A 22,681-nucleotide genomic window follows, 5' to 3' on the forward strand; every position below is an offset into this window, starting at 1 on the left:
AAGAATTCGTGGGTAATTTATTGGCTTGAAAGGATTCTTATAATTATGATTGACAAATATTCAAAATTTTTCTCATCGGAATTTGGCCAGTTAAGTACAAAAGCGTTTTTGGCAATTATCAATAAGTCTCTAGGGATACTCTCAACTTTTTTCTTTAATGTCTATTTTACTAGAGTATTGGGGCCTAAGTTAATTGGGCGATACTTTCTTATTTTTGCTTTTATTTCAATTCTTAGCACTATTGGCAAGCTTGGTTATGATAGAACTCTTTTAAGGTTTGTTTCAAAATATCGAGAATTGAATTCGGTAGCTAGTCTGCTTTACTTTAGACATGTGTCCTTGAAGAGTGTTGTGGGGTTTACAGTATTTATTTCGATGGCAACATTTGTGTTTGCTGATTTTATCGCCGGGAATTTATTTAATGATTTTACTCTTGGTTCCGATATAAGGAGCTTCTCTATAGTTATTTTGCCATTATCATTGCACCAAAATTTTTGTGAATACTTAAAAGGTCTTGGATTGATTCAAATCGGGCTTTTTTTGCAAAGCTCGGTAGTTAGTATTGTCTCAGTCATCGGACTTTTTATTTGCACTATATTCATTGAGTCTGTAAGTGAATTGACAGCAATTTTTTCTTATTCTATTGCAGTGATAATTACGCTAATGATCGGATTTGGCCTCATCGAAAATCAATTGAGAAAGCTTACAGCTAATATCCAGGAAATAGATCCTATTGACAAAAAAACTTTAGGCGCAGAACTCTGGGCTAACTCAAAGTCCGTGATTTGGTCAACTACTTTTCAGCAATTCATTTTGTGGCTACCAACACTTCTGATTGGATATTATAAATCAGATACTGATGTTGCTGAATATGAAATTTCCAGGAGGTGTGCGACGCTCTTGTCTTTTTTCCTGATGGGATTTAACGCTGTATTTGCCCCGAAAATTTCGGCGTTAGTTACTCGAAACGAAATACAGAGGGTCGCTACTTTGGCAAAAAAAGTGACCTTGCTAATAGTAGTAGTCACCCTCCCGTTGGCTGTTTTGTTGTTCGGTTATCCTGAACTGGTGCTGGACTTATTTGGAAGATCCTTTTCTCAGTCAAGTGTCACGATTAGAATAATGATAATTGGTCAATTAATTAACGTGATAGCAGGGCCTGTAGGTGTTATTCTTATGATGAGTGGAAATGAGGATAGTATGAAAAATTCCTTTTTTATTAGTTTTGGTTTTCTTGCGTCACTTTCGTTCTTGCTTATTCCAACCTATGGATACATAGGCGGGGCTATCGCCAGTTCTTCTGCTTTGGCAATACAGAATGTTGCAGCTTCGCTATACTTGTTTCGAAAGCTTAATATTGTAACTTTTCCAGCCTTTTATGTCAAACGATAAAGAAGCTAGCTTTCCAGATTTTATCATTGCTGGAGCACCGAAATGTGGCACTACCGCATTATACGCAATACTCAATCAGCATCCTTTGATAAGCATGTCGAAAGTTAAGGAGCCTGTTTTTTTTTCACGAACCCCGGGCGTTGTAAAGTCAAATCTGGCTGAGTATGGGCCAAATTTATCCGGTCGTTTTGATTATGGAATGTCTTGGTATAGTAGCTTATTTGAGAAGGGGCCAAATAAAATTTATGGAGAGGCATCAACTTTATATTTTATCAATGATGATTCCCCAAAGCTGATTTTTGATCATGCCCCGAAAGTGAAGTTTATATTTATGGTTAGAGACCCTGTTGAAAGAATATATTCCCATTATTGGCAAGACATGAAGTTAGGTTTCGAATTGCCCCCTTTTCAGGAGTTTGTAGAAATGAACCACCCTAAATTTAGGTATTATTGTAATATTAGCCATTACAAGAAAAATATAGACAGGTTTTTAGAGTATTTTCCAAGAAATCAGATGCTTTTTCTTGATTTGGACTCATTTAAAGGAGATCGGTTGGGAACACTGAACGCTGTATATCAATTCCTCGGGTTGACACCTTACCATCATCATGAGGTTTCCAAAAATTTCAATAAACAGTATGATATAAGGTGGAAAGGATTAGTTCGTGCAATTCATAAATTGAGAGACAGCGACTTTAGGATATATATTCCTTTTGCTTTAAGGCAATATGTGGGAAAAGTATTTCAAATCTTGATTAAGCTAAACCGGAAGGAAGCATCTCACGGGAAAATAGATCAGAGCTTAAAAGAGCTTCTTCGGCCAATTTTCATTGAGGATACGAATTTCGTAAATACAGAAAGACAAAATTAACCACTTTGAGTTTATTTATTAAGGAATGGGGCGACTCTTTTTGCAAGCGGTCATAATAGTATGTTCAATACTAATAGTAATGCACCTTGTCTTTTGGCAAGGTTATGACAGCATATTTCTTATTATCTGCAACTTAATTTGTGTTGCCATTGCTGGGATATTGTTAATGTCGAAGAACCTAATTTTTAACCCGCTTTTTTTTCTTTTTTTAACCCTTCTCGCATCAGTTTTGCTTAGATCCTATTTTTTGGTTTACTCTGATGATGTATACGTACTGGACTATTTGAGGTTAAATGAAAATGTCACTTCTTTTATTTGGCCGAGTATTATTTTATTGCTGGGGCTGATGTCATTTATGCTTTGTTTTACGTTGTTTCAACCAAGATTATTTACAATGGCCCGAAACTTCAGTAGCTCAATTTGGGTGAAATGGAAAGTTGACTTGCTTATTTGGGTGCTTTTTGGAATATCTTTAACGTCACTAATTGTTTTTTTGAAATACAGTGGAATTAGCGGCTTTGATTCATTGCTTCAAAACATTTCCAAGAAGAGATATTTTGTTGTTGAAGGGAGTGACTGGGCTACAAGCTTAGGCTATTTGCGACTTCTTATTTCTCTATCAGAATTGGCATTTTATATTCTAATTATTGATACTTTTCAATACAAGAGAAAGTTTACGATGCCTAGGACCGCATTAATTTTTGGCCTCGGTTTTATTAATGTTTTTTTTCCATTGTTTTCATCGAGTCGTTCAAGCCTATTAATATTTTTTCTAAACCTTTTCATAATTCTGGTATTATATAATAGATTAAATCTTAAGCTATTCACCTTAGGGGTTGTTGGCTCATTCTTTTTGATTATCGCTATAACCTCGTTAAGGGCCAAAAAGCAAGATGCCAATTACTCTTTGTATAATCTTATTGAGAAGGTAGCCGTCAACAGGAACATGTTGGGTATTTCAAAGACTGCCCACATAATTAATGGTGTTCCACACAAAATTGATTACAAATATGGGTCTACCATGGTAAGCTGGGTTTATGCACCAATTCCAAGGAGTGTATGGCCTCAAAAACCCAATGTTTCGGTTGGCAAGGAGGTAGGGACCGCTATTTTCGACGCCAAAAGAAATTCATATTCCGGTGGATCAGGGGTTCCACCTGGAATTATAGCAGAGCTATTCATTAACTTTGGCAGTGTCGGCGTTATCGTCCTAATGGGGATATTTGGGATTATATATAAAACCCTCTTTTTTCAATTTCCGTTGGTAATTAATTCCGCTTTAGATCCAAACAATGTACTCTTTTATTTGCTTCTTGTCCTAAACTTGGCCTATGTCTTTTTTGGAGGTTCTGTGTCTCAAACGGCGATTGATTTTCTTGCAAAAATAGCCCCAACCCTGGTTTTTGTTAAGCTCATAAGCAGAAAAGGAACATACATTGATTTGGTGAGGTAATTTTTAAATTAAAACAATTCATTTAGATCGTGATAGATTTCTTGGTTATAGGGGTACAAAAATCTGCCACTTCCTGGCTATATACTTGCCTAAAGGAGCACCCGGAAGTGATCCTTCCCGATAGAAAAAGGGAAGTTGAGTACATAGGAGGTCCTCGATATAATAAAGAGGGCGGAATAACTTGGTACTACGGGTTGTTTGGACGAAATAATACAGCAGGAAAGAAAATTGGGGATGTCTCCGTCGAATACTTTTATTCTGAAGAATCTCCATTTGAAATACAGAAGCATTTGCCGGACTGCAAATTTATACTGCTTTTGAGAAATCCAACAGAACGGTTTCAATCGGCCTACTTTTGGTATCTGAGGAAAGGTTTAATCGATCAGACACTAAATATAAAGACACAGATTCTGAAAGCTATATCCTCCAATTCAGATGATGAAGAGTTGGGAATTGTGAGAGATCTTCTAGGTCGAGGATATTATGAACAGCAGCTGGATAATTATTTAGCCTGCTTTGACCCAACTCACTTCCACGTTGTTTTTTTTGAATATATTAGCCAGAACCCTCAAAAGGCTTTAAGTGCGATATATTCATTCATAGGAGTAGAAAGGAATTTTACTCCACAATCAATTGGTTCAAGGCCGAAACGAAACTCTTATAACTCCTTATTGATTTTGATTGAAAGGTTAGGCGGAAAAAATAAAATTGTGTCGAAGGTTGCGGACGTTACTAACCAGTTTCTTGCGAGAGTCTTAAAAAATCAGGTAAAGGAGAAGGTTTTTGATCAGGGGATAACAAGCGCATTAAATAGCCATTATAAGGAAATGAACTCAGGACTGGCTGCAAAGCTGCTGAAGCTAAGTGATGGCAAAAAACATAGTGATAGTGTATCTAGATATTGGAACTGGTAATGTTGTGAGAAACCGTCTCGGGAGAATAATTGTATACGCTAAGGGAGTATTGGGACTTAGCAAGAGGGACATCGTTCTGGTTTCATTCCCCAAATCCGGGAACACATGGGTTAGATTTGTAATAAATAATTACATCTCCCTGAGTGAACTCAATGGGAAAATCGTGACGTTTTCCTCTCTGGATCAAGTTATGCCGGAGTTTGGGGTCAATGACCTTTTAAAACCATGGCCGTATAAGTCAATGCCAAGATTTGTGAAAACCCATTGGGCATGGAAACCCCTATTCGCCGGTAAAAAAAGCCTTCTCATAGTGAGAGACCCTCGGGATACCATGGTTTCTTACTATAATTACAGGAGCAAGCAGGTGTCGGCAGTGAACCCTGAGAGTTTCCAGACATTTATAAGAGACAAAAAATTTGGTCTGGAAGCTTGGTTCAAACATTTAAAATCGTGGGAGAAAAAGGCAACCTGCGTTATCAGGTACGAAGACTTGAAGAGAGACGGATTAAAGGAAATTTCGGATTCTTTGCAGAAGTTAAGTCTTGATATCAACACTGAAATTTTATCAATGGCATTTGACAATGCCGCTTTTGATAAGTTAAAAGCAAATGAACAGATTCACGGAATGTCGAAAATGAACTTCTTTTCCGGGGGTCAAATGTTTTTCAATAAAGGGAAAACTAATCAATGGGTTGAATACTTTTCAGAAAGAGATTTAGAGTATTATCAAGAATTGAAAAGTAAGTATCGGCTAAATGCATACTAGCAAAGCACAAAGGACGTCTGTATTATTCTTCACTAATTTCCCTCCCCCCTACACTGGCCACACCGTGAATAACGAGTTGGTATTTGGGTGGCTTAACGACGCGCAAAAGAAAAAGATTAATATCTCGAATAGTAAGGGACGACTTCAGTCAACGGGATTGCTTCGAATAGGCGGTATTGTCTCTCACATCAAAAAATTGATTGGGCTGCGAAAGGAGCTCAATCGAAGGAGATATAATTGCCTATACATGACTTTCTCTCATTCAACGCTCGGTTTTTTAAAAAATTACTTGACTACATTGGCAGCCAGGGGAAAGGTCGATTTTATTGTTGGGCACATCCATACAGGAAGCTACTCTTCTTTATTTCGAAAGAACTTGCTTAGGCCTTTTACTTTGTCCTTTGTTACGGGTGTTGATCGCTTTATTTTTTCGAGCGAGAGAATGTATGCAGAGTGTGCGTCTTATATCCAGTTAAACAAAAAGTTTGTTCTGGAGAATACGTTAAGTAAAGAACTGCTGGTCTCAAAAGACGAAGTAGAGCTAAAGATTCGTAGTCGGAAAAAGGAAGATACTTTTCAACTGATCTATATTTCGAATATGATCCCCTCCAAAGGATATAAGGATCTAGCAAAAGCCCTCGTCTTGCTTTCGGGGAACTCGGCTATTGACTTCCATGCAACTTTTATCGGAGGTTGGATGGCGAGATCCGATGAATTGGAATTTTTGAGGTTTCTGTCCGAGAATAAACTTGAGAAATTCGTTACTGTGCTTGGTGCCATCTCCGACCGGCAAGCACTTCGGCGGGCACTTATGGAAGCCCATGTTTTTATATTGCCAACCTACTATCCCACAGAATGCCAGCCAGTCAGTATTATTGAAGCGATGAATGCGGGCAACGCTATTATTTCTACCTTTCATGCAGCAATTCCAGAGTACGTAAAAACGGATGTGAATGGCGTCTTGGTGGAAAAAATGTCGCCGCTGCAAATACGTGACGCAATAGTCAGGTTGTACGATTTCCAGTATTGGATCGAGTGCGCCACCGGTTCGAGGAGGGTATTTGAAGAGAAGTTTTATCCAGACATTGTTAAATTGAAGTTCATGGATTTTTTGGAAACTTTGAAGTAGGAACGTATTCCCTTCATCAATTAAAAACAGGCACGAATTGATCAAACTTTATAACACCTTCGAAATAGCGATTCCTCTTTGGGATTGGATAATTGAGAAATTTGAATCTCAGGGTTTGAAAACGTCGGCAGTAATAAGCAAAGGGATTTATAGAGCTAAACCAAGTAATATTAGTCAACACATTCAATATGTTTGGACGATTCCATTTCTGAGGAAATATAAGTTAGTCTCCCATTTAACTTACTTCTTGCTGACACCCATCAAAATTTTATGGAGCAGGCCTAAAGTCAATATTTTTTACACGCAACCCCCTCTATTTTACATTTTGGGGGCTTTTTGTTCAAGATTGGTCAGAATTCCCTATGTTGTTCACATAATGGACTTTCAACCTGAATTGCTGGTGGTCATGGGAAAGCTTAGACGCACGGGGCCGGTTTATAAGCTGCTTAATTTTCTTGGCCTAAGAGCACTTAAGAAAGCTGAAGAGGTAATCGTAATTGGTCGGTGTATGCAAAGCCTATTAGTCAGGAAGGGTGTGAATGAGAAAAGAATCCAACTGATTCACAACGTTTCAACCTACAGCCCCGATACAGTAGTAAATACTGGCATTAAGTCTGACATTGGGCTGGAGGGAAAATCGATAATACTCTATTCGGGCAACATGGGTGTGGCCCATGAGTTCGAGACAATTCTTGGTGTTTCGAAAAGACTAGCGAGGCTGTCGAGCCTTCATTTTTTGTTTGTTGGAAAAGGCGCACACAGAAGTCTAATAGAAAACTTTATTGCTGACCAGTCTCCTGTTAACGTTTCGTTGATCGACTACCTACCTGACGACAAGTTTCAAGAAGTTTCCCAGGAGTCTTTAGCGCACTTTATTTCCTTAAAAAGTGGCTATGAGGGCCTCATGGTACCAAGTAAGTTCTATAGTTCCATTGCAGCTGGCAAGCCAGTAATTTATGAAGGAGGCAACAGTTCTGAGATTGCACTATTGATTGCAGAACATGGGTTGGGAAAAAGCGTTCTGAACGGCGATATTGATGAAATGGAGCGCTATATAGTGTCGCTTGTAGAAGACCCAGGATTAGTAAGGCAGATATCAAAAAATTGTCGGGCTACGCACGATGGCAACTTTAGACCATCAATTATAGCACAGAATTATTTACAATGTATAGATGAAGTTATCAAAAGAAGGGAGTAATCTTGTTTTTCTTATCGGAGCGGCCCGCTCAGGCACAAAAATGTTGAGGGACGTGCTTGCCCAGCATCCAGGCATTAGTAAAGTCCCATACGACATAAACTTTGTCTGGAGGTGGGGAAACGAGTCGTTAGAGCATGACGAATTAAGTCCTGCTAACTATTCTGCTAAGAATAAGCATCGGATACACGAATATTTGGAGAGATATGCCAAGAAAGGAGATTACTTGATTGAGAAATCGGTTTCGAATACCATCAGAATCCCATTCCTGCGGAGGAATTACCCTGGCGCAAAGTATATATTTCTGTATCGAAACGGAATTGACGTCTGCGAGTCAGTAATCCGACAATGGAAGGCCCCTCTTGACAGCAAATACCTTCTCCAAAAGATGAGAAATACGCCTCCTTCTTTGTTAATTAACTACGGAATGAAGTTTTTGAAGAGAAATCTCATTAAGAGGAAAAATGATTTCTTTTGGGGAGTCAACTTCCCAGGAATGTCGAAAGATCTTCAATTTAAATCGATAGATCAAATAGTTGCGCAACAATGGACATATTGTGTTGGTAAAATGCTTGAGGCCCGGGAATCAATAGATTCCGGACGGCTTATCGAAATTAAATATGAAGACCTTGTTTACAACTCTGAAGCTGTGCTCGAGCGTATCTTTAAATTTATAGACCCGCAATTCTCTATTATGCCAACCGAAAAAGATTTGATAACAAGTGACCACGTGGGGAGAGGCAAATCCAATTTTCTCGAAGAACAGTTAATTGTAATTTTACCAATTGTTGAGTCGACGATGAAAAAAATTGACAGCTTATGATGAATATTCCCTTTTCGCCACCATTTATTGATGAAGACACAATAACTGAAGTAACTGATACGCTAAGATCAGGTTGGATAACTACTGGCCCCAAAGTAAAGGAGTTAGAAGATCTCATCGCAAAGTTCAATCAGTGTGATTCTGCTGTAGCTGTCAATTCAGCAACTTCAGCGCTAATGCTGGCCCTTCATTGGTTCGGAGTGGGAAGAGGTGATGAAGTTATTATTCCTGCGTATACTTACTGTGCTACGGCTTTGGCAGTAAAGCATATTGGAGCGACCCCCATCATGGTAGATGTTAAGAGCGACTTTACCCTTAATCCTGCAAAGATGAAAGCTGCGATCACCAGCAGGACCAAAGCAATCATTCCAGTGGACATAGCCGGCTGGCCATGCGATTACGGCCAAATAATCGAAATTGTAAGAAATGCTTCCGAAAAATATTTTAACCCCACATCAGACCCACAAAAGAAGCTGGGTCGAGTTCTTATTCTAAGCGACTCAGCCCATTCTCTTGGGGCAGTTTACAAAGGAAAGCCCGTTGGAGCGTTGCCCGATATCAGTGTTTTTTCATTTCATGCAGTAAAAAACATTACGACAGCTGAAGGAGGAGCATTGTGCTTAAATCTCCCAGAGCCATTTGACAACGGCGACGTCTATAAAACATTGAGGCTTTGGAGCCTTAATGGGCAAACAAAAGACGCATTTACTAAGTTGCAAGCGGGAGGGTGGAAGTACGACATTGTGTATCCTGGCTTCAAAATGAACATGCCAGACATATGTGCAGCAATTGGAGTTGCTCAACTAAGAAAATATGCAAGTACTCTTCTACCTCGAAGAAGAAGCATAGCAAATATGTATCAGGAAATCTTTTCCAAGCATAGCTGGGCAATTCTTCCTCCCTTGAGACATGGAAGCACTGAGTCAAGTTATCACTTGTACCCAATTCGCATTAAGGGAGCAAATGAAGCTCAAAGAGATTTAATTATTGAAGAGATGACACAAGCTGGCATTGGGGTGAACGTTCATTTTATACCGCTCCCTTTACTTACTATTTTTAAAGAACAGGCTTATGATATTTGTGAGTTTGAAGTGAGCTACAATCTCTACGCCAATGAGATATCACTCCCGATTTATCCTCAACTTCTTGATGAGCATATTGAGTATGTAACCAACTGTTTAGTTACTGCCGTTTCAAACGTTCTGCGCTGAAATGATTAGGTTGCTAGATTTAACGATATCCATTTTGGGAATGATATTATTTCTTCCCGCTTTTTTACTTTTTGCTGCGCTAATTGTTGCCGACTCTTCTGGATCGGTTTTTTACCTTCAGAAAAGAGTAGGTAGGGGGGGGCAGGAGTTTACTTTATATAAACTCAGAACTATGAGGAGTGGTGCTGACAAAAATGGTCTTTTGACGATTGGGGCAAATGACAGTAGGATAACAAAATTTGGGTTATTTTTGAGGAGATATAAAATAGATGAGGTTCCTCAATTGATCAATGTTTTCAAAGGGGATATGAGCCTCGTTGGGCCGAGACCGGAAGTTCGAAGATATGTTGAACATTACACAGAAGATCAGAAGAAGATTCTTCTCATCCGGCCAGGAGTTACCGATATGGCCTCAATATTCTATAAAGATGAAAATGACGTTTTAAGTCTAGCTTCTGATCCTGACTCGCTCTATATCAAAGAAATTTTACCACATAAAATCAGCCTCAATCAATTTTACATAGAGAACCCGTCAGTAAGAAATTATTTTTATATAATCTATCTAACATTGAGGAAATTATTATCAAGATCAGGTGGAAAGGGTACCAGCCGGGGGGCAACTATTCATTGACGCTTTTTTTTCAATTTAGCACTATTTACACCAGGCAGACTTTGATAACAAAAGGCATCAGTGAAGGAGGTCAGACATTTGGGAAAACTAAGCGAAATGACAAGTAGTCATAGTTTCATAATAGGCAATAAATCGATAATCAAATTCATGATTGATGTCCTGCTTTGGACAACTCTCACCGTAGTTAGTTTTGTTTTGCGTCTTGAGGGAGATATCCAAAGGTTGGCTGAGTCCCTATTTGTTTACTCTTCATTGTTATTCTTCGTCAAGGCTGCATCAGTTTGGCATTTCAAATTGTACAAACAGTCATGGCAAAATGTAGGCCTCTCGGATTTTTATTCACTAGTAAAAGCGGATGTAGTAGTTGGATTTTTTGCTTGGGTGCTTGTTTTTGTTTTACGGCCAAATTTTGTTGTTCCATACTCGATCCCATTTATTGAGTCCGCACTAATGCTTTTGAGTCTTGGTGGCATAAGGATTCTTTTTAGATATTACTTCAAAAACTTCGTTTCCAAAAGAAATTTCCCACGAAGGAAAAGGGTGCTGATTGCCGGTGCAGGAGACGTGGGAACAATGGTTGCGAGAGAAATGCTTAGAAACCCGAAAGAAGGGTTCCTTCCTGTGGCGTTTCTGGACGATGATCCGACTAAAAGTAACCAACGTTTTTTGGGGGTTCCTGTTCTTGGGCAGATCGAGGAGATGAGTGAAATTATTGATGAAGAGAACATTGACGAGCTCATTATAGCCATGCCCAATGCTACAGGAGACACAATACGAAAAATCGTCGAGTACGCTCAACTGGCCAACATACCACACAGAACAATCCCAAGGTTAAATGATCTCATAAGCGGAAGGGTAAATATTAACTTTCTTAGGAATGTCGAATTGGAAGATTTGCTGAGGAGGGAGCCGGTGCAACTAGATGGCACCAAAATATCTGCTTATTTGAAGCAAAAAAGGGTAATGGTTACGGGTGCGGGTGGCTCCATCGGTTCCGAGATTGTTCGCCAGCTTACCAGGTTTGATCCCGACACCATCCTATTGGTAGGGAGAGGGGAAAGCAGCTTACATTTGATCAGTATTGAGTTGAGGGATAAAAGGGGGTTCCAAAAATTTGATGTTAAAATTGCCGATGTGCGAGACAGAGACACTCTGGAAAAGCTGTTTGATGAATACAGGCCAGAGGTGATTTTCCATGCTGCAGCTCATAAGCATGTTCCTTTTATGGAAGACAACCCGGCTCAATCTGTCTTCAACAATGTTATTGGCACCAAGAACCTGACTGAACTTGCACTTAAGTATAGTGTTAAATATTTCGTCAATATTTCGACAGATAAGGCTGTAAATCCAACCTCAGTTATGGGAGCGTCAAAAAGGGTGAGCGAGCACCTTGTTTCGCTAGCGTCTTCAAAAGCTGAAAAGGATCAATATTTTGTTTCGGTTAGGTTTGGAAATGTGCTTGGAAGCAGGGGAAGTGTGATCCCGATATTCAAGGAGCAAATTAAAAACGGTGGGCCTATTACCATTACTCACCCTGAAATGGTTAGATATTTTATGACTATACCGGAAGCCAGCCAGTTAGTTTTGCAGGCGGGCGCAATGAATAAGAATGGCTCACTATTTATTTTAGACATGGGCAAGCCCGTGAAAATATTGGATATGGCGAGAGACTTGATATCACTTTCTGGCCTAATTCCTGATCAGGATATAAAAATTGTATTTTCAGGAGTTAGACCTGGGGAAAAGATGTTTGAGGAATTGCTTACATCGCAGGAAACACTTGAAGCCACAGTGCATGGAAAAATATTTTCCGCTAAGAAAAATGTTCACCCTCGAGGCATCGAAACCATGGTTTCGATGCTTGAAAAAGTTGCACAAACTGGAGATACCGTCAAAATCAAAGCAGCATATAAAGAAATAATCCCATCGTATACACCCTAATGCTCTGACAGACGGCCGTTCGGCTTTCCAGGTTGCCATTCTGTTTCTGGGAGCTTGTTGCTTTACAGTTTTAATTATTCTTTTAGCCCAGGGCTTTTTCAAGCCGTGGAAAGCCCGTAGTTCTTTGCTATTGTACACGCTATTGAGCGGGGTTTTCTTTTTCGTGTTGTTTTACTAATTTGCTTTACAAAATATAAGCATATACTTTTGTAAGTATATGAGCAAAGAACACATAGGCGAGTTTGAGGAGCTGATCCTCACACTCGTTGCCGCTTTGAAAGACGATGCTTATGGGGCGGCCATCACAGAAGAGATAGAATCGAAACTAGCACGGGAAGTCAACCTGAGTGCAGTGCATGTTACCCTGTACAGGCTGGAAGACAAAGGCTTTATCAAATCGGAGCTTGGCGGTGGCACCAGCATGCGTGGTGGGCGCAAAAAGAGAATTTTCACCATCACCAGCGCCGGTATGGCCATGCTCAGAAACATCAAGGACAGCAGGCTGAAACTTTGGAACATGGTGCCCGAGCTTAAAATCGCAGCGGAGTGAGGGAACAGGATCAGATAATCCCCAATTGGGTGCGGAGGTTCCTTCAACTCATCTGCCCAGAGTATCTCTATGAAGAGATAGAGGGTGACCTTATTTATCGATACAACAGAGACTTACTCAAACACAACAAGAATAAAGCTAAGAGAAGGCTGGTGTGGAATGCTATTCGCTTTTTCCGTCCCGGCATCCTGATGCGCAACAATTTTACAAAAGGACTAAACTATCAAATCATGCTCAAGTATCATTTACTAGTGGCCTGGAGAGTGCTGCTGAAAAACAAGCTCTTTAGCTTCACGAACGTCTCCGGTTTGGCCATAGGCTTTGCCTGCTGCATTTTTATCGCTATGTATGTACTCGATGAGCTCTCGTATGATCAGTACCACGGCAAGGCTCACCGCATATACCGACTACTGCATAATTCAGGCAACTTGGCTGATACTGTCTCCACCAGCAACAACCCAGCTGACTATTCGGTGTGGGGCAATGCTCCTGTTGCCACTGCGCTGAAAGCAGAGTTTCCAGAAGTGGAGCAGGTGGTACGGTTTTCTGGAAGAGCCAGTACGGTGCTGCGAAAGGGAGATAATATTTTTAATGAGCCAAACATCTTTATCGTTGATTCTACTGTATTTGATGTATTCAGTTGGAAGTTCGTAGCGGGCGACCCTGAAACAGCCCTTGCACAACCCAACAGTGTTGTGCTGACAGAATCGACGGCGCAAAAATACTTTGGAGATGAAGATCCATTGGGTCAAACCATTGAAGTGGATGCTATCGCAGGACGCATTAATGAACGATCAACCTGCATGGTAACTGGTATTCTGGCAGACATTCCTCACAACTCTCACTTTACTTTCGACGTGCTTTTGCCGATGAGTATGTTCAAAAAGTCGAGACCTGGTGTGTTCACTGCTTGGGGTTATGTGGACTCCTACACTTATTTTGTGGTGCCAGAGGGCTTTGATATAGCACTTCTACAAGCCAAAATGCATGCCTTTACAAGAAGGCATGTGACCGACTGGAGCTACAACGTCATGATTGAACCATTGAGTAAGGCCTACCTCTATTCTAAGGCCAAACGGCAACCAGGTGTAACCGGCAACCTGTCCAATATCTATATCTTCTCAGCAATTGCCGTGTTCATACTATTTATTGCCTGCATTAATTTCATGAACTTAAGCACAGCGAGGTCAATGACACGGGCCAAGGAAGTGGGTGTTCGCAAAGTGGCAGGGGCTCAACAGGGGGTACTTAGAGCACAGTTTCTTACTGAAGCCGTACTGCTTTCTTTATTGGCTGGAGTGCTGTCCCTGGCAATTGCATTACTCTTACTACCTTCATTCCAGGCGCTTACAGGTAAGCAACTAAGCTATGAGCTGATCCTGGCGCCAAAAGTGTTGACGGCGCTGCTTGCGGCAACAATCGTTTCGGGTTTCTTTGCCGGCTTTTATCCCGCCATGGTTTTGTCAAGCTTTCGACCCTCGCAGGTGCTCAAGGGGATTCTTAAGGCCTCTTTCCAGGGGGCTGCATTGAGAAAAGGGCTGGTAGTTTTTCAGTTCACTCTGTCAATTGCATTGATCGCAGGCACTGTTGTAGTCTTCTCTCAGCTCGAGCACCTCCGATCTATAGACACCGGCTTCAATCAGGAGCAAATGCTGGTGATTAATTTTGACTACGACGGTAAGGTGCAAGAGCGACTAGAGATGATCAAGAATGAGTTCGAGAAACATCCCTCGATTATCTCCGCCGCAGCATCTCGAACAGTCCCGGGCGGCCATTTTCCTAAGGCAACCACGCTAATTGAAACTGCTGCGGGCGAAATGCAAAGTCAGGCTCCTGATCTTTACGAAGTTGACTTCGACTTCATCCCCCATTTTGACATTGACGTTGTAGCAGGCCGTGCCTATTCAAGAGATTTTCCAGCCGACACTGCCAACTCGATGGTGATCAATGAAGCAGCAGCAAGACTTTGGGGTTATACCAACCCAGAAGATGCTCTGGGGAAAAAGTTTTCTCAGTGGGGGAAAGAAGGCAGAATAATCGGAGTAGTCAAGGATTTTAACTACGTCTCTTTACACAATAAAGTTGAACCACTGACCCTCCGACTGGAACCGAGATATAGTATGAGCTACCTTACGCTACAGGTCGCTCCGAATGATTTGCCCGCTACCATCAGGGAGGTGGAACAGAAATGGGCATCGCTAGCCCCTCACCGACCCTTCCTTTATAGTTTTCTGGATGACTCGTTTAACAGGCAATACCAGGCTGATGTCAGGTTTGGGAAAGTATTCGGAGTATTTGCCATGCTGGCCATATTCATTGCCTGCCTGGGGCTTTTTGCCCTTGCGGCCTGGACAGCAGAGCGACGAATCAAGGAGATTGGAATAAGGCGGGTGCTCGGTGCCTCATTCGGTCAAATTGTTTCATTGCTGTCAGCTGATTTTATGAAGCTGGTGCTGATTTCAATGCTGATTGCTACACCCCTTGCCTGGTATGCGATGACCCGTTGGCTGGAAAGCTTTGCCTATCAGGTGGGCATAAGATGGTGGATATTCGCTGTTGCGGGTCTGACGGCTGCCGTTATCGCTTTGATTACCGTAAGTTTTCAGTCGGTAAAAGCGGCCTCGATGAACCCGGCCAGGTCGCTGAGGACTGAATAGATTCTGAATATTTGATAAACAAAGAAGGGGCGCAGATAGCTCCTTCTTTGTTTACGCTTCTTGTCCTGGCTTGCTAAGACGGCGAGAGGGGAGGTCGACAGTGATCTCAACGAACATTAAGCCCCTGCAAGCAGGAGGTTACTTATGGCATTTGAAAAGCGGGACGTCAAATCCGTTATAGCACTCCGCAGACAGAGAAATACCGTGTTTTAACTATTCAATTGATGCGATACTTTGGTAAATTCATCCTGATTGCCGACAAAAGCAATATTTTTGGAATATTACCTGTCTGATTCCTACTAATGGCACGAGTAAAAAGTGACAGAGCAAGACTATAAGGCCATGAAAAATGACCGGAAAGACACACATATTTACCAGGCCTTTTACTTCCATAACCAGGTAAAGTCGCATTTCTACGCAGGTGATGCATTTCTTAGCTACCGAAAGGATATGACGCCCGATGAACTTATTGAGTTGGGATATGAAATAATGGAAGAAGGTGAATTTGTGCCAGAGTTGACCCGCAAGATTGAATCATTGCTAGGCAAGGGAAACTTTGTCTATGACTATTGGGAGTTTGGGCCCGACTACTTTTCATTGTACTGGTGGATCCACAAAGAAGTGTATCATAAGAAGCTAGTCTTGATCCGTCAATGGGCGGAATACGAAGGAATCAGTGAATGGATGGAAATCAATGAGAAGGAAGTATGACGTGGCAGAGCGGTTTAGCATGCTCCACCTGCTTGGCAAGTTCTTGCTCGCCCATTGGGACAAGCAAAGAAAGGGGTCGGGGTTTGGTATTTGACATGCCCGTGAAATTACTTCAATGTACATGACTTTAAAGTTTAAACCCCGGAGGGTTGGCCTCCGGGGAATTCCAAGATGGTACGGCTAGAAGTCTGTCTCAAAAAACCAAATTTTGTTTTTTTGACGACATTGAACACACACAAAAGTGCCAATGAAAACATGGCTCTTCTCATGACTGTCTATTTCTTTTTCTTACCCTTTTTCGTCTTCAGCGAAGCCAGGTAGTCGAGGCTTTGAGGCACCTGCTCTAGGGCTCTGGACGACTCATCCTCAATAAAGTAATGATTGATACCTATCTCCATAGCAGCTTCCATGGCCTCGGCAATGCCAACATCGCCCTGGCCCAGCACTACGTTGGTTTCAGGATCCTGACGGCCCTGCAGGTTGTCTTTGCTGCCTGGCTTCCTGTCCTTCAAATGCAGCGAAGTAAAGCGAGTCGGGTATTTTCTCAGCAACGCAGCAGGGTCTTGTCCTGGATTACGCATCCAAAACACGTCCATTTGAACGGTGACATAATCGGGGTTGGTGTTGTCCATGAAGTATTCATACAAGGTGCCTTTGCCTCCCTCGTAGTCGACAAATTCATAGCCATGCGCATGGTAGGCGAAGGTCAATCCGTTTTCTTTAAGCGTCTTGCCTGCTGCGTTGAACACCTCCACCCCCTTCTTCATCTCCTCAAGAGTCATCTTTTCCTCAGTATGGGGAATCCAGTAGCAGAGCACAAATTTAGCATTGTAAAACTTCGCATTATTGATGATTGCCTGAAGCTCATCTGGTTTTTGCAGTGCATCGAAGTTGCTACCAACTGCTACTACTTTGAGCCCGTATTTTTCGAGTAGCTTTTTATAGGCCTCTTTATCAATGCCACGTGGAGTGCCTCCTTCAAGCTCTTTGACGCCCAGCTCTTGTAGACGAGCCAGCGTCTTTTCCACATCTACTTTCATGAGTTCTCTCATGCTACCCATCTGAATGCCAATTTCCTGAGCCATTATCGCCGGAGAGCCTGCCAAAAGAGCCAGCAGCAGCAACAAAATCGTTCTTTCAGAGAAACGGGTTATTGTCTTTTTCATGTTTTTTGATTTAGGGTGATTCACATGTTCATATTAGCCTTAATTTAAGGAATGTACAACACGTTTTCCACCAGGAGTTGCACCAAACGGTCTTACCAGGAACTCCATTTGTATCACAATAGGGTGGTATTATGCAAGAAAACCAACCAATGAAATGCTACCTAATGGGAATACACTTTGACATTGGTTAATTTTCAACGGCATATCTATATTGATTTTATCCTATGAAAACTACACAACGTCCATGGCGATCCATGGCGATCGCTTTCTTTGTAATTATTTCTATTGCTTCATGCTCCGACCCGAGCAATAAATTTGATCAGACTCCACGGCTTAGCACTCCGCAGGACACTGTCAACCTTCCCATGGTGAGTCTTCCTGAAGGGGCCGACACCACCAATGCCTATTGGCAGGGGATTGACCTTGAGCCAAAGAAACCGGTGATTCCATTGTCGGTAACTGGTGAAAAGGAGAAGTTTCTGCTACAGCCCGGCTACAGCCTGGAGCCTGTTTTATCCGAACCACAAATTCAGCAACCGGGTGCCATTACTTTTGATGGCAACGGAAGAATGTACGTGCTGGAATTACGCACCTACATGCTCACAGCAGACTCTGAAGGCACCCTGGAGCCAGTCAGCGCCATTTCCCGCTGGGAAGACAAAGACAACGATGGCATATATGAAACCGGGGGAACATTTGTCGACAGTCTCGTTTTCCCAAGATTTGTTCTGGCCTTTGGTCCCAATAGTGTGCTGACGATGGAGTCCAATACCGACAACGTATACATGTTTACTGACACCGACAATGACGGGAAGGCAGACAAAAAGGATTTCTTTACAGATAATTTTGGCCGACCCGGCAATGTGGAACATCAGCAGGCCTTTTTGTACTGGGGCATGGACAACTGGCTGTATAGCACAGTGAACCCATTCAGAGTCAGGTGGACGCCAAATGGTGTCATCAGAGAAGCCACAGGCTCCAACCACGCCCAGTGGGGAATTTCGCATGATGATGACGGCAAGCTTTGGTTTCAGGGCGGGTCTAACGGTTTACCCATGTCCTTTCAATTCCCAATTCATTATGGCGACTATATCGTAAAAGACGTGAACTACGCAGAGGGTTTCGATGTGCCCTGGGGAGCACCCGTAAAGATAGCCGATATGCAAGGAGGCATGGGAGCGGTGAGAATGCCCGAGGGAACCTTGAACAGAGTGACGGGTGCAGCTGGCAACGACGTGTACAGGGGCGACAGACTACCAAAAGAGCTTTACGGTCAATATTTCTATGGAGAGCCCGTAGCAAGAATTGTCAGACAGATCAATCCTGTAGTTAACGAAGGGCTAACAACACTTCACAACGTTTTTCAAGATCAAAAATCAGAATTTATTCGCTCCACCGATCCGCTTTTCCGCCCGGTTGATATGACCACCGCCCCCGACGGCACCATGTACATCACCGATATGTACCATGGCATTATTCAGGAAGGAGAATGGACGCCGGTGGGCTCTTACCTGAGAGCGAAAATAGAGCAGTATCAACTTGATAAAGTAGTTGGTCTCGGCAGAATCTGGAGGCTTTCTTATGAGGGAATGGAAAGGGATAAGACAAAGCCAAAGATGTACGACCAAAAATCGTCGGAACTTCTGGCGTACCTCAGTCACCCTAATGGTTGGTGGAGAGACATGGCTCAGCAGGTGCTGGTGCAACGCCAGGATAAATCGGTAGCTCCTGAGTTAGTTAAGATGGCTAAGACAAGTGACAACCTTTTGGCTCGTTTTCACGCTTTGTGGATACTTGAAGGTATCGGTGCACTAGATGCTGGTCTTGTCAGGGAAATGATGAAAGATTCCAATCCACGTATGCGCATTCAAGCCATGTGGGTGGGCGAAACACTTTATAAGGCTGGTGACACTTCCCTGGGTGCTGACTACGTACGTATGATGAACGATGAGGACACCATGGTGAAAATGCGGGCGATGATGACGGGGAGGCTTCTCAAAATTCCGGGAACGGAAGAGGCAGTGAAGGCAATAATGGCCGCAGATCAAACAGCTGGCATGCAGCTTGTGGCGCAGCAGGTACTGGAACCAGTCGTAGTTAATTCATTCTTTGGGCGCAACAACCCCAACTATTCGGAAAAAGAGCAGGTGCTGCTTGAAAAAGGTGCCGATATATACAACAGCCTGTGTGCTACCTGCCATGGTACGCTGGGGCTCGGAGCTCCTGGCGGGCAAGGCAAGTTAATGGCACCATCGCTGGCCGCTTCAAAGCGAGTAAAGGGCCACCCGGACTATGTGATTAAGACTCTGCTGCACGGCCTCACAGGAGATATCGAAGGCACTTCGTACACAGGCATCATGATGGCCCCAATGGGCAACAATGACGATGAGTGGATCGCTGCGGCAGCCTCGTTTATCAGGGCCAATTTTGAGAACGAATCTTCACTAGTGACCGCCGAAGATGTGGCCAGGGTTCGGGCAAACACTGCAGGGCAAACTAAGTCTTACACTTATCCAGAGCTGTTGGCTTCAGTTCCCAAAGTTTTAACACCAACAGACAGCTGGAAAATGACAGCCAGCCATACTGCCAACACCAGAAAGGGAAGCACAGCATCGGCGAAGGGTGCCTTTAACTTTGAAGGCTGGACAACAGGCATTACCCAACAGGCGGGCATGTGGTACCAGGTGCAATTGCCTAAACCTGCCACTATTACTGAAATTCATTTCACCTCGCCACCAATAAGCAGAGGCTGGCGGCCAGGATCACCTCCTCCTATCCATACCTATCCAAAAGAGTATGACCTGGAGGTGTCGATGGATGGCAAAAAATGGACAAAATTACTGGAGAAGGCGGAGGGTGACAATGCTGCAATGGCTATCAGAATAGCTCCGGTAGAAACGAAATTTTTGCGCTTGACTTTAACAAAATCCGATTCTATCGTGCATGGAGAATTCCGTGGGCGCCCCGTCGACTTTGAGGTCACCTGGACCATGCGGGAGATGAAGCTTTATGGGTTTATGGAGTAGATAGATCAACAGATCTTCTCTTTACCAAAAAGTTTTTCGGATTTGACAGTTGAGGGAGGCAATCAAATTGCTTCCCTCAACTTTTTTATGGTGCCTGTTGATGCTTCAAATCAGCGCTCTTTAACTGCGTTTTGCTACCAAAACACTTTTTTCTGATGTAACTTTGCGCCACCAAAAAATATGTGGACTGAAGTAAAATATCTGTTCCTCAAAGAGGTAACCCTTGAATGGAGGCAAAAGTATGCTTTCAACGGCCTACTGCTATTTACTGTCAGCACCATTTTTATTATCTACCTGAGTCTGCGAGTTAAAAATCAGGCCGGACTTCCCGACCATTTGTGGAATGCCCTCTTTTGGATCATCATCCTTTTCTCCGCCATCAATGCCATTGCCAAAAGCTTCCTTCAGGAGTCTCCCGGCAGGCAGTTATACTACTATATTTCGGTGCATCCGATAAGCCTGATTATGGCAAAAATGGTTTACAACAGCTTGCTCATGGTGGTACTGGCGGTGATTGCCGTGGTAGTATACGGAACGGTTTTGGGCTATCCGGTCATCAACACACTGATGTTCGCCTCAGTGGTGGCGCTTGCTTCCATAGGCATCTCATCGGTGCTCACGATGATGTCAGCCATTGCTTCAAAAGCTGGTAACAATACTGTACTTATGGCCATTTTGAGTCTGCCCTTGCTCATACCCATTCTCCTGCTGTCAATTAAAGCTGTAAAGAATGCTATTGATGACCTAACTTGGCCCGACACATCAGACGAACTAATTACGCTGGCGGCCGTAGATTGCATTGGAATTGCGTTGGGCTATGTGTTGTTTCCTTTTCTCTGGAAAAGCTGATATGGATAAATTGATAAGAAAATGGTGGTGGAAAATCCTGGCAGTTGTGCTCATGCTCTATGTAGTGTGTGCAGGTCTTCTTTTTGACGTTCCCCGGCTGGTGATTCTGAATGAAACCATCAGGGTGCTGCACTTTCATGTACCCATGTGGTTCGGCATGATTTTGCTTTTGCTGGCCTCGGTAGTTTACGCCATCAAGAACCTTTCCAGCCCCAGCCCCAAAAACGATATCTATAGTTTAGAGTTTGCCAACGTTGGTGTAGCATTTGGCGTGATGGGCATTGTAACTGGCATGATTTGGGCCAATTTTACCTGGGGAGAGCCCTGGAGCAACGACCCCAAGCAAAACGCTTCCGCCATCGGCATCCTTATCTATTTCGCCTATTTTATACTTAGAGGATCGATAGAGGACGAAAACACAAAGGCAAGGATCAGTGCGGTTTACAACATATTTGCCTTTGCCATTTTAATCCCTCTTTTGTTTATCCTTCCCCGGCTTACCGACTCACTGCACCCCGGCAACGGCGGCAACCCAGGTTTCAATGCCTATGACCTGGATAGCAAACTGAGGAAAGTGTTTTACACTGCCGTTATAGGCTGGTCGCTTATAGGTTTTTGGATCGCCACCATCAGGATCAGAATGAGATTAGTTCAACATGTTACAGAGCAATAAAATGAAGCATACACTTTCCATAGCACTGTTTACCACAGGCATGTTTTTTTCAACCAGCCTCTGGGCACAGGAAAAACATAAAATAGATGAAAACGATTATGCCAATCAATCTGTTGAAATGGCAGACGGCTTCCGGGCTGAAGGGAAAATCTATGTGGTAGTAGCAGTAATGGTGGCCCTATTGGGAGGATTTACCTTCTACGTGGTAAGAATGGACATGAAAGTGGCGGGGCTGGAAAAAAAGGTGGAGGAATTTCTGCACAGAAAATAAGGTTTAGGTAGTTGAAATATAAAAAGAGAGTCAATGAAAAAGTCGCACATATTCGGAATCATTATCATAGCCGTGGCTGTCATGGTTATTGTTTCCACAGCAGGTGACGCAAGCACCTATGTGAGCTTTGGAGAAGCACAGGAACTGGCTGCAAAAGGGAACTCGGGCATGATCCACGTAGTAGGTGCCCTGAAAAAAGACCAGCAAGGGCAGCCAGTGGGTATCCAAACCAGCCCCGATATGCTTTCTTTTTCCTTCATCATGGTTGATCAAAACAACCTTGAGCAAGAAGTAATTTATAACGAGCCCATGCCTATGGACTTTCTGAGGTCGGAGCAGGTAGTGGTTGTTGGTTCATACAAAAAGAACATGTTCGTTGCCGACAAAATCCTGATGAAGTGCCCTTCAAAATATCAGGAGAATGAAATAAAAGTTGGAGAGGTCAGATAAGC

20 protein-coding genes are annotated in these 22,681 nt (G+C 42.8%); 19 read left to right on the top strand and 1 reads right to left on the bottom strand.

Annotated features, from left to right (window positions below; genetic code table 11):
- Positions 1 to 45 precede the first annotated feature (45 nt).
- The 14 genes from RIF36_RS27575 to RIF36_RS27640 all read left to right on the top strand — a co-directional run bounded on the left by RIF36_RS27575 (position 46) and on the right by RIF36_RS27640 (position 16,244).
- Positions 46 to 1,392: a lipopolysaccharide biosynthesis protein gene (locus RIF36_RS27575; protein ID WP_350072622.1), complete on the top strand. Its 1,347-nt coding sequence runs from the start codon at positions 46 to 48 to the stop codon at positions 1,390 to 1,392.
- Positions 1,379 to 2,263, top strand: coding sequence for a sulfotransferase domain-containing protein (locus RIF36_RS27580; protein ID WP_350072620.1), 885 nt, complete (start codon positions 1,379 to 1,381; stop codon positions 2,261 to 2,263). Before RIF36_RS27575 ends, RIF36_RS27580 begins: the two co-directional genes overlap by 14 nt.
- Positions 2,264 to 2,288: 25 nt before the next feature.
- The gene (gene wzy / locus RIF36_RS27585) at positions 2,289 to 3,716 is read left to right on the top strand and encodes an O-antigen polysaccharide polymerase Wzy (RefSeq protein ID WP_350072618.1); all 1,428 of its coding nucleotides are present in this window, start codon (positions 2,289 to 2,291) and stop codon (positions 3,714 to 3,716) included.
- A gap of 29 nt (positions 3,717 to 3,745) precedes the next feature.
- Positions 3,746 to 4,630 (top strand): sulfotransferase domain-containing protein, encoded by an 885-nt coding sequence (locus RIF36_RS27590; protein ID WP_350072616.1) that lies wholly within the window; start codon positions 3,746 to 3,748, stop codon positions 4,628 to 4,630.
- Entirely contained in the window at positions 4,584 to 5,396 is an 813-nt protein-coding gene (locus RIF36_RS27595) for a sulfotransferase domain-containing protein (protein ID WP_350122000.1), read from the top strand. The genes RIF36_RS27590 and RIF36_RS27595 overlap by 47 nt, the downstream gene beginning before the upstream one ends.
- Before the next feature lie 289 nt (positions 5,397 to 5,685).
- The gene (locus RIF36_RS27600) at positions 5,686 to 6,525 is read left to right on the top strand and encodes a glycosyltransferase family 4 protein (RefSeq protein ID WP_350072612.1); all 840 of its coding nucleotides are present in this window, start codon (positions 5,686 to 5,688) and stop codon (positions 6,523 to 6,525) included.
- A gap of 508 nt (positions 6,526 to 7,033) precedes the next feature.
- The gene (locus RIF36_RS28450; protein ID WP_502880865.1) at positions 7,034 to 7,723 is read left to right on the top strand and encodes a glycosyltransferase; all 690 of its coding nucleotides are present in this window, start codon (positions 7,034 to 7,036) and stop codon (positions 7,721 to 7,723) included.
- Positions 7,698 to 8,543, top strand: a complete 846-nt coding sequence (locus RIF36_RS27610; protein ID WP_350121998.1) for a sulfotransferase family protein — start codon at positions 7,698 to 7,700, stop codon at positions 8,541 to 8,543. Before RIF36_RS28450 ends, RIF36_RS27610 begins: the two co-directional genes overlap by 26 nt.
- Entirely contained in the window at positions 8,540 to 9,754 is a 1,215-nt protein-coding gene (locus RIF36_RS27615) for a DegT/DnrJ/EryC1/StrS family aminotransferase (protein WP_350121996.1), read from the top strand. Before RIF36_RS27610 ends, RIF36_RS27615 begins: the two co-directional genes overlap by 4 nt.
- A gap of 1 nt (position 9,755) precedes the next feature.
- Positions 9,756 to 10,385 (top strand): sugar transferase, encoded by a 630-nt coding sequence (locus tag RIF36_RS27620; RefSeq protein ID WP_350072604.1) that lies wholly within the window; start codon positions 9,756 to 9,758, stop codon positions 10,383 to 10,385.
- Positions 10,386 to 10,445: 60 nt separating this feature from the next.
- A complete protein-coding gene (locus RIF36_RS27625) occupies positions 10,446 to 12,326 on the top strand; it encodes a polysaccharide biosynthesis protein (RefSeq protein WP_350072602.1) in 1,881 nt (626 codons plus the stop codon).
- A 217-nt stretch (positions 12,327 to 12,543) separates the two neighbouring features.
- The gene (locus RIF36_RS27630) at positions 12,544 to 12,876 is read left to right on the top strand and encodes a PadR family transcriptional regulator (RefSeq protein ID WP_350121994.1); all 333 of its coding nucleotides are present in this window, start codon (positions 12,544 to 12,546) and stop codon (positions 12,874 to 12,876) included.
- Positions 12,873 to 15,533: an ABC transporter permease gene (locus RIF36_RS27635; protein WP_350121992.1), complete on the top strand. Its 2,661-nt coding sequence runs from the start codon at positions 12,873 to 12,875 to the stop codon at positions 15,531 to 15,533. Before RIF36_RS27630 ends, RIF36_RS27635 begins: the two co-directional genes overlap by 4 nt.
- A 342-nt stretch (positions 15,534 to 15,875) precedes the next feature.
- The gene (locus tag RIF36_RS27640; RefSeq protein WP_350121990.1) at positions 15,876 to 16,244 is read left to right on the top strand and encodes a hypothetical protein; all 369 of its coding nucleotides are present in this window, start codon (positions 15,876 to 15,878) and stop codon (positions 16,242 to 16,244) included.
- Positions 16,245 to 16,519: 275 nt separating this feature from the next.
- Here RIF36_RS27640 and RIF36_RS27645 read toward each other — a convergent pair whose 3' ends face one another.
- On the bottom strand, positions 16,520 to 17,410 hold the full coding sequence (locus tag RIF36_RS27645; RefSeq protein ID WP_350121988.1) for a sugar phosphate isomerase/epimerase family protein: 891 nt from the start codon (positions 17,408 to 17,410) through the stop codon (positions 16,520 to 16,522).
- Between the two features lie 224 nt (positions 17,411 to 17,634).
- Between RIF36_RS27645 and RIF36_RS27650 the strand changes: the two genes are divergently transcribed.
- The 5 genes from RIF36_RS27650 (at position 17,635) to RIF36_RS27670 (ending at position 22,679) form a co-directional block, all read left to right on the top strand.
- Complete coding sequence (locus tag RIF36_RS27650) at positions 17,635 to 20,436, top strand: DUF7133 domain-containing protein (protein WP_350149715.1); 2,802 nt, start codon at positions 17,635 to 17,637, stop codon at positions 20,434 to 20,436.
- Positions 20,437 to 20,616: 180 nt separating this feature from the next.
- Entirely contained in the window at positions 20,617 to 21,285 is a 669-nt protein-coding gene (locus tag RIF36_RS27655; protein ID WP_350072591.1) for a heme exporter protein CcmB, read from the top strand.
- Between the two features lie 13 nt (positions 21,286 to 21,298).
- Positions 21,299 to 21,958, top strand: coding sequence for a cytochrome c biogenesis protein CcsA (ccsA, locus tag RIF36_RS27660; RefSeq protein ID WP_350073777.1), 660 nt, complete (start codon positions 21,299 to 21,301; stop codon positions 21,956 to 21,958).
- A 1-nt stretch (position 21,959) separates the two neighbouring features.
- Positions 21,960 to 22,229: a CcmD family protein gene (locus RIF36_RS27665; protein WP_350072589.1), complete on the top strand. Its 270-nt coding sequence runs from the start codon at positions 21,960 to 21,962 to the stop codon at positions 22,227 to 22,229.
- Positions 22,230 to 22,262: 33 nt separating this feature from the next.
- A complete protein-coding gene (locus RIF36_RS27670; protein ID WP_350072587.1) occupies positions 22,263 to 22,679 on the top strand; it encodes a cytochrome c maturation protein CcmE domain-containing protein in 417 nt (138 codons plus the stop codon).
- Positions 22,680 to 22,681 lie beyond the last annotated feature (2 nt).

The sequence above is a fragment of the Imperialibacter sp. genome (assembly GCF_040222815.1).
Classification (GTDB): Bacteria; Bacteroidota; Bacteroidia; order Cytophagales; family Cyclobacteriaceae; genus Imperialibacter.